16 protein-coding genes are annotated in these 14004 nt (G+C 65.8%); 6 read left to right on the plus strand and 10 right to left on the minus strand.

Translation table 11 applies throughout. The features are described from left to right. Window positions 1-44: 44 nt before the first annotated feature. Complete coding sequence (locus LDH66_RS13570; RefSeq protein WP_226481607.1) at window positions 45-212, minus strand: hypothetical protein; 168 nt, start codon at window positions 210-212, stop codon at window positions 45-47. Window positions 213-394: 182 nt separating this feature from the next. Here LDH66_RS13570 and LDH66_RS13575 point away from each other — a divergent pair, with 182 nt between their 5' ends. Continuing rightward, window positions 395-562, plus strand: a complete 168-nt coding sequence (locus LDH66_RS13575; protein WP_226481608.1) for a hypothetical protein — start codon at window positions 395-397, stop codon at window positions 560-562. A 3-nt stretch (window positions 563-565) separates the two neighbouring features. On the opposite strand, the gene LDH66_RS13580 is transcribed toward LDH66_RS13575, so the two are convergent. Together LDH66_RS13580 and LDH66_RS13585 are read right to left on the minus strand one after the other, a co-directional pair. Continuing rightward, window positions 566-1687, minus strand: a complete 1122-nt coding sequence (locus LDH66_RS13580) for a CobW family GTP-binding protein (RefSeq protein WP_226481609.1) — start codon at window positions 1685-1687, stop codon at window positions 566-568. 213 nt (window positions 1688-1900) lie between these two features. Further along, window positions 1901-2194 (minus strand): ArsR/SmtB family transcription factor, encoded by a 294-nt coding sequence (locus LDH66_RS13585; RefSeq protein ID WP_226481610.1) that lies wholly within the window; start codon window positions 2192-2194, stop codon window positions 1901-1903. A 114-nt stretch (window positions 2195-2308) separates the two neighbouring features. Between LDH66_RS13585 and LDH66_RS13590 the strand changes: the two genes are divergently transcribed. After that, the gene (locus tag LDH66_RS13590) at window positions 2309-2611 is read left to right on the plus strand and encodes an amphi-Trp domain-containing protein (RefSeq protein WP_226481611.1); all 303 of its coding nucleotides are present in this window, start codon (window positions 2309-2311) and stop codon (window positions 2609-2611) included. Window positions 2612-2848: 237 nt separating this feature from the next. Here LDH66_RS13590 and LDH66_RS13595 read toward each other — a convergent pair whose 3' ends face one another. From LDH66_RS13595 to lrpA1, 5 genes are all read right to left on the minus strand, one after another. Then, a complete protein-coding gene (locus tag LDH66_RS13595; RefSeq protein WP_226482016.1) occupies window positions 2849-3148 on the minus strand; it encodes a DUF4242 domain-containing protein in 300 nt (99 codons plus the stop codon). 101 nt (window positions 3149-3249) lie between these two features. Then, complete coding sequence (locus LDH66_RS13600) at window positions 3250-4155, minus strand: DMT family transporter (RefSeq protein WP_226481612.1); 906 nt, start codon at window positions 4153-4155, stop codon at window positions 3250-3252. Between the two features lie 53 nt (window positions 4156-4208). Beyond that, window positions 4209-4820: a nitrous oxide reductase accessory protein NosL gene (locus LDH66_RS13605; protein WP_226481613.1), complete on the minus strand. Its 612-nt coding sequence runs from the start codon at window positions 4818-4820 to the stop codon at window positions 4209-4211. Between the two features lie 93 nt (window positions 4821-4913). Then, entirely contained in the window at window positions 4914-5393 is a 480-nt protein-coding gene (locus tag LDH66_RS13610; RefSeq protein WP_226481614.1) for an SRPBCC family protein, read from the minus strand. Window positions 5394-5474: 81 nt separating this feature from the next. Then, the gene (lrpA1, locus tag LDH66_RS13615) at window positions 5475-5903 is read right to left on the minus strand and encodes an HTH-type transcriptional regulator LrpA1 (protein ID WP_226481615.1); all 429 of its coding nucleotides are present in this window, start codon (window positions 5901-5903) and stop codon (window positions 5475-5477) included. A 153-nt stretch (window positions 5904-6056) separates the two neighbouring features. Between lrpA1 and LDH66_RS13620 the strand changes: the two genes are divergently transcribed. The 3 genes from LDH66_RS13620 (at window position 6057) to LDH66_RS13630 (ending at window position 8834) form a co-directional block, all read left to right on the plus strand. Then, a complete protein-coding gene (locus tag LDH66_RS13620) occupies window positions 6057-6371 on the plus strand; it encodes a hypothetical protein (RefSeq protein ID WP_226481616.1) in 315 nt (104 codons plus the stop codon). A 95-nt stretch (window positions 6372-6466) separates the two neighbouring features. Beyond that, a complete protein-coding gene (locus tag LDH66_RS13625) occupies window positions 6467-7639 on the plus strand; it encodes a LolA family protein (RefSeq protein ID WP_226481617.1) in 1173 nt (390 codons plus the stop codon). A gap of 52 nt (window positions 7640-7691) precedes the next feature. Then, entirely contained in the window at window positions 7692-8834 is a 1143-nt protein-coding gene (locus LDH66_RS13630) for a LolA family protein (protein ID WP_226481618.1), read from the plus strand. A 95-nt stretch (window positions 8835-8929) separates the two neighbouring features. Here LDH66_RS13630 and LDH66_RS13635 read toward each other — a convergent pair whose 3' ends face one another. Together LDH66_RS13635 and LDH66_RS13640 are read right to left on the minus strand one after the other, a co-directional pair. Then, a complete protein-coding gene (locus tag LDH66_RS13635; protein WP_226481619.1) occupies window positions 8930-9865 on the minus strand; it encodes a thiamine pyrophosphate-dependent enzyme in 936 nt (311 codons plus the stop codon). Between the two features lie 3 nt (window positions 9866-9868). After that, a complete protein-coding gene (locus tag LDH66_RS13640) occupies window positions 9869-11773 on the minus strand; it encodes a 2-oxoacid:acceptor oxidoreductase subunit alpha (protein ID WP_226481620.1) in 1905 nt (634 codons plus the stop codon). Between the two features lie 311 nt (window positions 11774-12084). Here LDH66_RS13640 and LDH66_RS13645 point away from each other — a divergent pair, with 311 nt between their 5' ends. Continuing rightward, the gene (locus LDH66_RS13645; protein WP_226481621.1) at window positions 12085-13914 is read left to right on the plus strand and encodes a 2-oxo acid dehydrogenase subunit E2; all 1830 of its coding nucleotides are present in this window, start codon (window positions 12085-12087) and stop codon (window positions 13912-13914) included. The last annotated feature ends 90 nt before the right edge of the window (window positions 13915-14004 follow it).

Here is a 14004-nt window from a genome sequence, read left to right on the forward strand (position 1 = left end):
GACCGAGCCGCGCCTGCGCCGCGGTCAGCGCTCGCGTCCCGCCGTCAGCTCCGCACCCACGCCATCGGGTGTTCGTCGCGGAGGTGATCCTGATACCGTTCGATCAGTGTCGGGTAGGAGTCCGCGACCGCGTGCCACTCACAGTGCTCGCACTCCCGTTCGACCGTCTCGGACGCGCTACGGACGTATCCGCCCTTCCGATTCGTGCTCATCGTCGTTCCCTCGTGACCGCATCGCGCTGTCGGCTCCGCCGGCGGTCACTCGCGTTCGATGCCGCCGCGACTTCGCCCTGTCGCTTGCGACCGATTCGAGTGAATATCGATCGCCGACCGGGACGATGGACCGAGCCTCGAACGGAGAAACGGATATCCCGTCGACCGACGTAGTCCGATACATGTGCCAGTACTGCAGCTACTCCCTGCACGACGGCTGGACGCGGCTGCTCGAGTACGACGACGTCTATCAGGACGCCCTTCCCGACCGGACGACGGATCGGTCGACCCACGGCTTTCACGAGTCCTGGGACGAACTCAGTGAGCAACTGGAGCCGTCGGAACCGTAGCGGCTACAGCGGGAACGGATCGCCCATCGCGTCCGTCTCCGCCGCTCCCTCATCCGCGACCAGACATGCCTCGAGTTCCTCGCGAATTCGCTCCTCGTTCATCTCTCGGCCGATGAACACGAGCTGCGTGCGACGGTCGTCGTCGGGCCGCCACTCGCCGATCGGGCCGGCCCTGACGGACGGACCGGCCTGGCTGATGCCGATCACCTCGTCGCGGTTCGCGACGTAGCAGACGCCCTTGGCGCGGACGATCGCGCCGTCCCAGTCCTCGAGCCAGGCGGCGAGTCGCTCTGGGTGGACCGGTCGATCGGACCGGAAGACGAACGACGAGACGCCGTGCATTTCGGCGGCACTCCGTCCCGCGTCGGGGGCGTGCGTCTGGTCTCCGTGATCGTGTCCCGCCTCGCGAAGGTGACGTTTCCACCCCTGAGACCGCTTCGCCGTCTCGAGGTCGAACCGACCGGTGTCGAGGACGACGTCCGGATCCACCTCACAGTAGGTCGTTCGGAGTCGTTTCGCCCGCGGCTGGAGGGTCTCGACGACGGCTTCGATCTCCTCGAGGACGTCCTCGGGGACCATATCGGACTTATTGAGCAGTAAGACGTCGCAGAACTCGATCCCCTCCACGAGGACCTCGCTCAGCGGTCGGTCGGTATCGGGCTGGGCGCCCTCAGGAAGGTGCTCCCCGGCGTCGAACTCCTTCCAGAACCCGTACGTGTCGAGCACGGTCACCATCGTGTCCAGCCGAAACAGGGTCGTCGGATCCACGTCGCTCTCGTCCGTCCCGTCGGTGAACACCTGCGCGACGGGAATCGGCTCGCTGATCCCCGAGGACTCGACCAGCAGGTAGTCGAACGCGCGGCTGTCCGCCAGCCGTGCCGCTTCGTCGAGGAGATCCCCCTGTAACCGACAACAGATACAGCCGTTCGAGAGGTCCACGATCCCCTCGTCGTCGTTTTCTCGCGCGATGAGTTCCGCGTCGACGTTTATCTCGCCCATGTCGTTGACGATCACCGCTACCCGCCGGTCTCCCGGATTCGACAGCACGTGATTGATCAGCGTCGTCTTTCCCGCGCCGAGGTAGCCGCTGACGACGGTGACGGGGATTGCGCCGTTTCGTGACATACGATACCAGCTATCACGGTCGGCGTCATACTAAGTAACCGGTCGGATCTCGCCGACAGTAGCGAGCGTGAGACGGTTCCGTATCGATCGGGGAGCACTCTCGAAGCGCTGCCAGTCGCGAAAGTGCGCACCTGAACGGTCATCGAGCCACCCCGGCGCGGCGGTGACGGTCTCGGCCGCTACAGTTCACCGGCTACCGGTCTCCGGAATCGTTCACCGATCCGTCGTATCCGACGCGTCGACCTCGTCAGCCTGAAGCACGAACTGCCGTTCCGGCGGCGGCGCGATTCGCAACTCGAGGGCGCTGGTGAGTCGATAGTATTTGCGGTTACCCCGCATGTACCACTCGACCAGTTCGGCGTCCTCGAGCGTCGATAGGTGGTGGACGGCACTCTTCCCGTCCATCCCGACTCTCTCGGCGAGTTCGGAGACGTACTTCGGCCCCCGCGAGAGTTCGCGAAGGATCTCGAGTCGCGTTCCGTTCCCCAGCACCTCGATCAGTGACATGTACACACAGTGGGCGGCCGGAGGGAGAAGGATTTCGCAGGTACGGTCCCCTTACATACAGTCTCTGAAGGAGGTTGGTCCAGATTTATGCCGCCGCTCGTGGTATTCGATACCATGTCTGATCGAGTGACGCTCCCCGAGGACCGCGATCGCGAACGACGAACGATCACGGACGGTTTCTTCGAACGCGAAGTATACCTCTCACGGGAGGAAACGGCCTCGTTTCTCCGGGAACTCGCCGATCAGCTCGAGGCCGAGACGACGGTGACGGTCGCGGGATCGACGTGGGAGATCCCCTTCGAGTACCGGACCCCGATCGAGGTCGAGATCGAATTCACGGGCCAGCGCGACCGCGAACTCGAAATCGAACTCGAGTTCTCCGAGCAACGCGGCGGATCGGATCTCTCCGTTCGGTAAGCGGACGAGTTCGAGAGGCAGATACTTCCACGTTCGATAGCGCGATGGGGACTCTATCCAGAGACGCTAACACGTGCGATACGACGTCACACGCCACAGCCGAACCCGGTAGCCGAGAACCGGTCCCGGCTACCCCCGGTCGCGATGGACGGCGACGTCCGATCGTCCGTCCCCACGGCGCGAGGCGGTCGGCGAGTTCACCGTCGAGTCGTGCACTCGGGGACTCGTCACACGCCGTTACTCGCCCTCAAGGGGCTCGCCGCGCCGATCGATCCGTGTCGCAGGGAGGCCGGCGCGCTCGGCGTGTTCGCGGATCGTCTCCTCGCCGTCGGCGCGGTAGTGACAGAACGTCCCCGTCACCTGTCCCTCCTCGTTCGTCATGACTTCGGATTCGACCCAGCGGATTCCGGCCCCCTCGTCGCGTAATTCTCGGAGGGCCTCGCCGGACTGCTCGCCCGCGTCCTCGAGTTCGTTCTGCGTGATCGGTTCGTCGAGCGCTCGCAGTATCAGGAAGTCCGTCAGCTCCTGGTTGTCCATTGGCACCGTGTCACACTTCAATTTCGTCCGTAATCAAAGTGGGACGAATATCCACGGTCACTGTCACGAACCGTCCGCTATCTGTCGACGCCCGAGCGAGTTCAGCGGTCCCTCGGTTCGTCACTGCGCTCTCGCTCGAGCGTCGTCACGGCGACCCCCGCGATCACGACGACGCCGCCGACGACCGTGATCGCGTCGGGGACCTCCGCGAGCAGGACGAACGCGAGCAGGGTCGCACCCACCGGCTCGCCCAGCCAGGCCACGCTGACGACGACCGACTCGAGGTGCTCGAGGACCCAGTTGCTCACCGTGTGGCCGAGGACGCCCGGACCGACGGCCAGCCCGAGAAAGAGCAGCCACTCGCGGGCGGGGTAGCCGACGTAGGGGTGGCCCTGCGCGCCGACGAGGAGGAACAGGACGATCACGCAGGCACCGTAGACGACGGTCACGTAGGGAAACAGCGGGACGCGCTGGCGGATCGAGCGGCCGGCCAGCACGTAGCCGGCGACGGTCACCGCGCCCAGTACGGCGAGGGCGTTCCCGTACAGCGTTCCGTCGGAGAGCGCCGCGGGCCCGGTACTCCCGAGCGACATCGCGGCTGCGCCGCCGATCGCGACGGCGATTCCCGCCACCGTCGCGCGGCCGATCCGCTCGCCTAAGAGGAGGCCCGCGCCGAGCGCCACGAATATCGGTTGGCTCTGGACGAGCGTCACGCTCGCGGCGACGCTCGTGTGATCGAGGCTCTCGAACCAGGCCGCGAAGTGGACCGCCAGCGCGACGCCGGCGACGACGGCGCCCGCGAGGTCGCGACGCGAGAGCCGTGCGAAGGCCGCGCGGTGACGGGTTACGGCGATCGGTGTGACCAGTACGGTCGTGAAGAGCACCCGGTAGAAGGCCGCGACGGAACTCGGGGCCGCGCTCCACCGAACTAGGATCGCGCTGGTGCTCGTCGCGAACACCGCGACGGCGAGCGCGACCAGCGGCGCGGCCTCGAGGTCGACGGTCACGTCGTCTCACATTCGTCCGCTGAGGCAAACGGGTACCGAAAGCGGCCGGAACGTTACTCCGGCGGCTCGTCGGGAAGCCGCGTGCCGCGGTAGATCGACACCAACTCGAGGTCGACGTCGTCTAATCCGACGATGATGTCCTCGTCCGGCGATAGGTCTTCGGCCTCCCATCCCTCGAGGAAGGCGACGGCGTGCTCGCGGTCGGCGTAGGGGCGTGGATCGATGCCCATCGGGTCCTCGGCGGCCTCCTTGTCGGTGATGAGGACGAAGTGAGCCTCGGTCGCGTCGATGAGGTCCGCGGTCTCGTAGTCGGTCGTCCAGGCACCGGCGACCGGTGAGTCAGGCGTCGACGAGACGGTGTAGGCGAACAGACAGCCCGGGGAGTCGAAGACCGCCGCCAGCCCGTTTTCGTGGACGAGTTGTCCCTTTCCGAAGTACTTGGTCGCCGGCATGCCACAGACGGCACAGCGGTGCCCCTCGGGGAACTCGAACGGCCCGTCCGGGACGTCCTCGAGCGAGGGCTCGTACACCTGCGCCGGAGGGTCGTCGTTGTCGTTCCCGCTGTCGCCGGGTTGGCCGCCGAGACAGCCCGCGATGCCCGCGGCCGCGCCCGCCCCGAGCGCACCCAAAAGTCCCCGTCGGTCGACCCCCTCGCGTTCAGTCACGGCCGATACTACCGCCCGAACCGGCAAAACGAGCGTGGTACACCTCTCGAATCCGACCGGGCCGGCTCGGAGTCTCGGCCGCGGAACTGCCGGTCATTCCAACTGCGCTTTCGCCAGCCGATGACGCGCCCGGAACATGGCCTCGAAACCGAGCCGCGAGAGCGGCGCGATCGCGTCGCCGAGTCCGCCCAGGGGGAGTTCGTATTCCACGTGATCCCGAACGATCGTCCGCGTCCCGTCGGCGAAGAAGGAATGCGTGTGTTCCCAGTGGTCGAACGGCCCGTGTACCATCTCGTCGCGAAAGTACGCCGATCCCTCGTCGCGCTCCCGCGCCGTGATCACCGACGTCCAGTGCTGACGGGGCCCCACTCCGAACGGGCGCATCGACAGCGCGATCTCCGAACCGGGCTCGAGCACGTTCGGATCCGGCTCCCCGTCCGGGCCGATCACGCGCTCGACGCGCAGGTGCAGCCAGTCTGGCGTCACCGCCTCGAGCCCGGAGATCCGTGAATTGAACGCCCAGACGTCCTCGAACGGCGAGTCGACGGTCGTTTCGCGGTCGTACGTCTGCATGAACTGCCCGCGTCTACGACGGCCAGCGTGAAAACGTAAATCCCGACGGCTACCAGGGACGACGGATCGATAGCCAGGCAGTTACTTCAGTCGCTCCTGTAGGAAAGAGGGATGGGCCGCGGTGACGCCGTCGATCTCGAGTAGTTCTTCGGAGATAATTTCGCCGAGCGCGTCGCCGTCTTCGGCGCGTACTTCGGCCATCAGCATGTGGTCGCCGCTGGAACTGTATAGCGCTTCGACTTCCTCGAGGTTCTTGATCGCCTGCGTCGCCTCGACGTAGCGTTCGCTCGCGACGTCGAGTCCGACCAGTGCGATGGTCTTGCTCGAGAGTTTCTTCGGGTCGATGTCGGCCGAGTAACCGACGATGACGCCCTCCTCCTCGAGTTGGTTGATATACTTTCGTACGGTCGGTTTCGAGACGTTCGCCCGATCGGCGATCTCGGCGTAGGACGCTTGGGCGTCCTCCTCGAGAACTTCGAGGATACGATCTTCCGTCGCCTGAGTGCTCATGCGTATACGTTTTGCTCCGGCGGAAAAATATCTTTTGTATACGAAAACGACGGATATCCGAACGGAAGACGGCGTACGGACGGTCGTGAGGGCGGACGGTCGGATCGGTAATCGGCGGACTTATTCGCCCGCTGGGCGCAGGGCCGATACGGAATGGTCGATCCGAATCTCGTCAGCGGCGCCGTCTGGGTCCTCTGCGGGCTCGCGATTCTGGGTCTCGGCTCGCTCATCGCCTTTCGGGGCCGGGTCGAGCTGCACGCGAACTACGACGAGTCGGTCGACCCGGCACACGTATCCCGGTGGGCGGGCGGGACGGCCCTGCTGATGGGAGCGCTCGTCGTGGCCTACGGCGTTCGCGAGATCCGGTACGGGTTTCAGCCCCGCTTGCTCGCCGGACTGGTCGTCGCCCTGCTCGTCCTCAGTTACCTCTCGAAGCTGTTCGCCGGCGGGTTCGGGGCCGGCGAGTAATCGATCGGCGCGTCTCCGTTCGGTCCCACCCGATAGCCGAAGCGATATCGGCCGGACCGACGAGTTAATAACGGTATACGAGTTACGTGACTAACATGTTGGCCAGCGATACCGTTCCCTCCCTTGCCCTCCCCGCCCTGGCGCTGGCGCTCCTCTTACTGATGGCGGGGTGTGTCACGCTGCCGAATAGCGGCCCCACGCTGTCGGACCTCGAGCGAGAGATCACCGCGGCCGAGCCGCCCGACGAAATCTCTGCGACGGTCGAGGATCGTCGGACGGTCGACGGCGAGACGACCCGGTACACCGAAACCGTCTGGCTCCGAGCCGACGGCGCGAGCCGGGTCGAAACCAGTCCCACCGACCGCGACGCCGGCACCGTCATCGTCGACGACGGCGATCGACGCTGGCACTACGACGCTGCCCACGACTGGGCGACGCGTCTCGAGACCGACCCGGACGCAACGCCGTATCTCGAGGGGCTGTACGCACAGCAGGCACGGTATTTCGAGGCCTACGAGATCGCGGCGGTCGAAGAGGCGACCGTCGACGGCCGAGTGACCTACCACGTCACGTTCGATCCGCCGGCCAACGAGACTATCGAGCGGTCGATCAGCGTCCTGATCGAGGACACCGAGTACGTCGTTCCGCTGGCGACCAGCGAGCGCGAAGCCGCCGACCGCAGCGCCGACCGCATCGAGGTCTGGTACGATCAGGAGACGCTGTTCCCGGTCAAACAGGCTATCGAGGGCGACGGCGTGACGCTCGAGCGGACCTACCGAAACGTCTCGGTCGACGGTGAGATCGACGACGAGCGCTTCGCGTTCGACCCAGCGACGGACGGGAACGGAACCGACGTCGAGAGCGTTACACTGCCGTCGATCGACTCGTACGAGAGCGTCGAGGCAGCCGATGAGAGCGTGCCGTTCGCGGTCGCCGAACCGCCGGCCGACGCGGTGCCCGAGTCGGTCGAACGCGACTCGATCACGAGGTACGAGTTCCCCGACGAAAACCGAACGCAGGTGTCGATCCGGTATCGGACGCCGACCGACGAGACGGTCTCGGTCACGACGAGCGACGGGCCGCGGCGGTTCGCGACCGGCGGCGACGCGGTCGCGGTCGGAAACACGACGGGGACCATCGCCGAGACCGACGAGGGGACGGAACTGCAGTGGTCGTGTGGGGACCGCTACTATTCGGTGTTCGCCGGGCACGCCCTCGACGACGGGACCGCACTGCGAATCGGCGAATCGCTCTCGACAGGCTGTTAATGCCGTCCGGAACCCGACACAATAATACATACCGGTGAGAGACACTCGAAAGATGACACGACTGGGTCCGGCGCTGGGGCTCGCCGTCCTCGTCGTTCTGGCGGCGGGCTGTGTCACGCTTCCGGGCGGCGAGCGCGGTTCGACGCCGACCGCGGCGGAACTCGAAGCGCAGATCGACGACGTCGACCCGCCGAGCGCTGCCACTGCGACGCTGGTGTCCGAGCGCGGTGATACCGTCGCGTACACCGAGGAGATGTGGCTGCGAGACGACGGTGCCACCAGGACGGAAACGACCGACGGTCGGTTCCGCAACGTCAACGACGGCGAGTGGGCCTGGTTCTACGACGTCGGTGCCGACCGAGTGACGGTGATCGACGCGAACCGAACGCCGGACAGTCACTTCGCGTATCTCTACGACACGCAACGGACGTACTTCGACGAACTGGACGTCACCGCCATCGAGGAGGCGACGATCGACGGCCGTGAGACCTACCACGTCACGTTCGAGCCCCCTCGAGACGAGACCGTCGATACCGACATCACCGTCCTCGTCGGTGACACGGAGTTCGTGATTCCGCTCGAGACGAGCGAGACCGACGAATCCGCTGCTCCCGTCGCGGACCGGGTCGACGTCTGGATGGATCAGGAGACGCTGTTCCCGGTCAAACAGGAACTCGAGGGCGAGGGGATCGACCGAACGTGGACCTACACGGACCTCTCGTTCGGTGACGATATCGACGACGACCGCTTCGCGTTCGAACCTCCCGAAGACGCCGTCGTCGTCCAGAACGTGCATCCGTACGGCCGCTCGGTCGATTCGATCGCCGCCGCCGAGTCCGAGACGAACCTCACGGTCACCGAGCCGGCCCACCTCCCCGCGGACCTCGAGCGCGACGAGATCGAGGTCACGCCGTCCCTCTCCGGGAACGCGACGACGGCCACGCTCCGGTACGCGGACGACGACCGGCGAACGATCCTCGTGAGTACGACCACGACGACGCGGCTGCCCGACGGAACCGGTGAGCCGATGACCGTCGGCGACCGGTCGATGACGAAAGTCGAGAGTCGGTTCGGGACCCAACTCGCGTGGACCTGCGGTGAGCAGACGACCACCGTCTTCGCGACGTCAGAATTCGATCTCGAGACGGCGGTCGCGGTCGCGGAATCGATCGAGTGCGGATCGGACTCGCGGTGAGCCGGTCGTACCCGTGCTCGAACTGTAACGGTCGTGCCCATCTCCGAGACTGCGACGCTGCGAAAAGATGACCCGTGAGACGATCGCTGTCGGCTCTACGTGTGTCGGTCGAGCAGGTCGTAGCTGCGTTCCCACTCGGCGTCCTCGTCGAAGTAGCGCTCGGCCAGCGGCTGGTCCGGGAGCTCGCCGACGGCGGATTTCTCTTCCTGGTAGGACGGCCGGTCCTCGTCGACGTAGTAGCGGCCGGTCAGAACGGTCCCCTCGTTGAGGACGTCCTCGGTCTCGTACATCATCTCGGCGGCCTCGCGCCGGTCGGTGACGTCGAAGTCGTAGTCGTCGGACTCCTGGACGTCGATGTACGGGACGTACTGACGCGCGTCCTTGTTCCAGGTCGGACACTGGGTCAGGAAGTCGACGTGGGCGAAGCCGTCGTGTTCGATGGCCTCGGCGATGATCTCCTTCGCCTGATTCGGGTTGACCGCGGCGGTGCGGGCGATGTAGCTCGCGCCGGCGGTCAGCGACTGCGAGAGCGGCCGGATGGGCGTCTTCGCGCTGCCCGACGGCTGGGTCTTGGACTTGTGACCCTTCGGGCTCGTGGGCGAGGTCTGGCCCTTCGTCAGGCCGAAGATCTCGTTGTTGAACACGATGTAGGTCATGTCGTGGTTCTCCCGGGCCGTGTGGATGAAGTGGTTCCCGCCGATTCCGTAGCCGTCGCCGTCACCGCCCGCGGCGATGACCTCGAGGTCGGTATTGGCGAGTTTGGCGGCGCGGGCTACGGGCAGCGAACGGCCGTGGATCGTGTGGAACCCGTAGGTATCGAGATAGCTGTTCAGCTTACCGGAACAGCCGATCCCGGTGACGGTCAGCACTTCTTCGGGGGTCTTGCCGACTTCCGGCAGGGCCTGTTTCAGTGACTTCAGGACCCCGAAGTCACCACAGCCCGGACACCAGGTCGGCTGCGGTTCGACGCTGGGGGTGAACTCGTCCCGGTCGATCTCCCGTTCCTCTCCGATTGCGTTGAATGCACTCATTGGTCAGTCACCTGCTGCGGGTTCGATTCGCACCTGTGCGGTGGGTTCGCGGTCATCGTCGGCGAGGTTGACTTCGTAGCCCTCGACGACCTCGGCGGGTTCGAAGGGGTTGCCGTTGTACTTCAGCAGACTGGTCATCTTCTCGCCGAACCGGCCCAGTTCCTTCTGGATCAGTCCGCGGAACTGTGCGGTGGCGTTCATCTCGACGACCATCGCCTCGTCGACGCTCTCCAGGAACTCGGTCACTTCGGTCTCGGGGAACGGCATCATGTCGGAGACGCTCATTCCCTTTACGGAGTGGCCGCTCTCGTTGAGCCGTTCGACGGCCTCGTGGACAGCACCGTGACTCGAGCCCCACGTGATGATCCCGTACTCGGCGTCGTCGTCGCCGAAGTAGGTCTGATTCGACTCGTGTTCCTCGTTGAGTTCCTCGCGGATGGAGTCGAGTTTCTCGATGCGCCGCGTCATCTGGGCGACGCGGTTGTCGGGGTCTTCGCTGATGTGACCGACGGGCGAGTGCTCGTTACCGGTCGCGAGGTAGCGGCCGCCCTTTTGGCCGGGCAGCGACCGCGGAGCGACGTTGTTCTCGGCGTCCTCGTAGTTGAACCGTTTGAACTTGCCGCTCGCGTCGTGGGCCGCTTCGGCGAGCTCGTCTTCGGTCAGCGTCGAGCCCAGATCCGGTTTCGGCTCGCGGTCGAAGAACTCGACGTCGACGTTCTTGTTCTCGCCGGAGAGCTTCTGATCGTAGATGACGATCGCCGGAAGCTGGTAGTCCCAGGCGATCTCGAAGGCCAGTCGGGTCTGCTCGTAGGCCTCCTCGATACTACTGGGGGCGAAGACGACTCGAGAGGAGTCGCCCTGGCTCGTGTAGAGGACGAACTCGAGGTCGCCCTGTTCGGGTTTCGTCGGCATCCCGGTCGAGGGGCCGGCCCGCATCGATTCGACGAGGACGAGCGGCGTCTCGGTCATCTCCGCCAGCCCGAGCGGTTCGGACATCAGCGCGAAGCCACCGCCGGAGGAGCCGGACATGGCCTTCGCACCCGCGTGGCTCGCACCGAGTGCGAGCGCCGCGGCGGCAATTTCGTCTTCGACCTGTTCGGAGACACCGCCCATGTCGGGGAAGTTCTGCGCGAGAATGGTGAACACGTCCGTCCACGGCGTCATCGGGTAGCCGGCGATGAATCGGCAGCCGGCGTCGATCGCGCCGTAGGCGATCGCGTTCGAGCCCGACAGCAGCGCCTGCTCGGTCTCGTGAGAGCCCTCGGGCGCTCGCAGGTCGTGCTCGAACTCGTACTCCTCCCGGGTCGTCTCGTAGGCCTCGTGAAGGATCTCGAGGTTCGCCTCGAGGACGTCGCCGCCCATGGCGTCGGACATCAGGTCCTCGATGTGCTCGAGGTCCATGTCTAGCAGCGCCGCCGTCACGCCGACACCGGCGGTGTTGCGCATGACCTCGCGGCCGTGTTCCCGCGCGAGTCCGCGCAGATCCATCGGGAAGACGTGCCAATCGTTCTCCTCGGCGCGGGCCTCGAGATCGATCGCTTCGACGTCTTCCTCGCTGATGAGGCCCTCGTCGTAGACGATGATCCCGCCCTCGCGGAGGTCGTCTAAGTTCTCCGAGAGGGGTTTGATTTCTTCGTTCCCGTAGTAGGCCTCTTCCTGCGGGTTGCGGGCGAAGGAGTCGCCCAGCGAGAGCAGGAAGTTGTAGCCGTCACCGCGTGACTGTACCTCTCGGTCTGCAGCCCGGATTTCGACGTAGGTGTGGCCACCGCGGATCCGCGACGGATAGTGGCGGTGTGTAAACACGTCGAGTCCCGAGCGCATCAGCGCCTTGGCAAAGTTCTGGCTCGTCGAGTCGATCCCGTCGCCGGAACCGCCCGCGATTCGCCAGATAAGTTCGTCGCTGCTCATAGGTGGATCAGTGGCCAGTGGCCAACCGTACGCAGAATTTGCTCCACGTGACCTAAAGACTTTGCTATAGATTACCAAGGAACTTTCGTGAAGAATGGACATCCTTTGAAGAATATGTATGAACGATCATTAGAATAGTCGGGAAACTCGTTCATAATTGTCCACATTTGCCCAGTCGACCGACATCACCGATGGCGAGCCACTCGCGGTAATCGTCCCGAAGTGTTCGTTGGGACGCCGTGCTTTCCCGCCGCCGACCGGCGGTTTCGACGAGCGATACCTTTTACACTCGTTCCATGGTACTCCGTCGCATGAGTTACATCGTCCGAATGCCGAAGCTCGGGCTCGAGATGGAACGCGGGACGCTCCTCGAGTGGACCGTCGACGAGGGGGCGTCGGTCTCCGAGGGCGACCTGCTCGCCGAGGTCGAGTCGGAGAAGAGCGTCGCCGACGTCGAGGCCCGCGAGGACGGGGTTCTCCGGCGGACGTATCTCGAGGTCGACGAGTCGGTGCCGCCCGGGACGCCGATCGGAATCGTCGCGCCGGCCGAGAGCGATATCGGTGAGCTCGAGGCGGAGGCGACGGCCGATCTCGAGGCCAACGTGGCAGTGGAAGACGAGATCGAACTCGGCGGAGACGAGCGGACGGTCGGCTCGGCGTCTGGCGGGAGTGGAAGCAGTGCGAGAGGGGGGACGGAGGCGAGCGATAGCAAGGCTTCCCCTCGGGCGCGAGAGCGAGCAGCGGAGCTGGACGTGGATCTCTCGACGGTCGAGGGGACCGGCTATCAGGGGGCGATCACCGAAGACGACGTCGAACGAGCGGCCGCCGAGGCTCCGACCGAGAGCAGCGATCCCGACGCGTCGCCGCGGGCGCGCAAACGCGCCGAGGAACTCAGTGTCGACCTCGCGACCGTCGAGGGAACCGGCTATCAGGGGGCGATCACCGAAGCGGACGTCGAAGCGGCCGCGGCGGAGACCGGCGGCGCGAGCCGGACCCTCGCGGACGAGCGCCCATTCGACGGAATGCGCCGGACGATCGCCGCCCGCTTGAGCGAGAGCTACCGCGAGGCCGTTCACGTGACCGTTCACCGCGAGGCCGACGCCGAGGCGCTGCTCGCCGCCGCCGACGCCGCGGACGAAGCCCTCGAGGCCGACGTCTCGGTTCAGGACATCCTCCTCCGGGCCGTCTCGGCGACTCTCGAGGCACATCCCTCGTTCAACGCCACGTTCGAGGACGGCGTTCACAACCGCTGGGAGGAACACAACGTCGGCATCGCCGTCGACGTCGAACAGGGGCTCATCGCCCCGGTGTTGCCGGACGTGGGGGGAAAGTCCCTCGCGGAGATCGCTGACGGGCGACGGGAACTCGTCGACCGCGCGACGAGCGGCGACTACACGATGGACGACCTGCAGGGCGGGACGTTCACCGTGACGAATCTCGGTGTCCTCGGCGTAGAGTCGTTCGATCCGATCATCAACCCGCCGCAGGTCGCCATTCTCGGCGTCGACGCCGTCGCGGAGCGGCCGGCCCGCGGCGCGGACGACGGACTCGAGTGGCGGCGACATCTCCCGTTCGACCTCACGTTCGACCATCGGGTCGTCGACGGTGCGGACGCCGCCCGGTTCCTCGAGACGCTCGTCGAACGCGTCGAAGACCCGCGGCCGCTCCTCCCCGAGACCGTCGCCGCCGCGGCCGACCGAGCAGACGAGAGCGAGGCCGGTAGCGGGGACGAGACGGAGATGCCGGGTCGCACCGTCACCGCCACGAACCCGGCGGGAATGCGGGGCCGCATCGAAGCCGGGTCCTTCGAGTGGACGTACGACGAACCGGAATCGAGCGGCGGCACGGAGACCGGTCCGACCCCGGTCGACGTCTTCCTCGGCGGGCTCGCATCGTGTCTCTCGCTGAGCACCAGATATCAGGCGAACAAACGCGACGCGTCGGTCGACGAGATCCGAGTCGATGCGGACGCGATGCCGGCGGCGGGGTCGGTCGAGCGGATCGAGGCGACGATCCGGATCGACGCCGACGCGGACGACGAGACCATCGCGCGGATCGTCGACCTCGGCGAACGGGGCTGTCACGTCTCGGAACTGCTCCGCGAGGACCTCCCGCTGGACCTCTCCTGGGATCGCATCTGAGAGGGCCGGTGTCGCGAGCCCGGCGACGGTGCTTCACATCGCCGGTCGCGAATCGTTACGTCCCGTCCGATCCCGCTTTCGCCTGCCCGA

The sequence above is a fragment of the Natrinema amylolyticum genome (genome assembly GCF_020515625.1).
GTDB classification, from domain to species: domain Archaea; phylum Halobacteriota; class Halobacteria; order Halobacteriales; family Natrialbaceae; genus Natrinema; species Natrinema amylolyticum.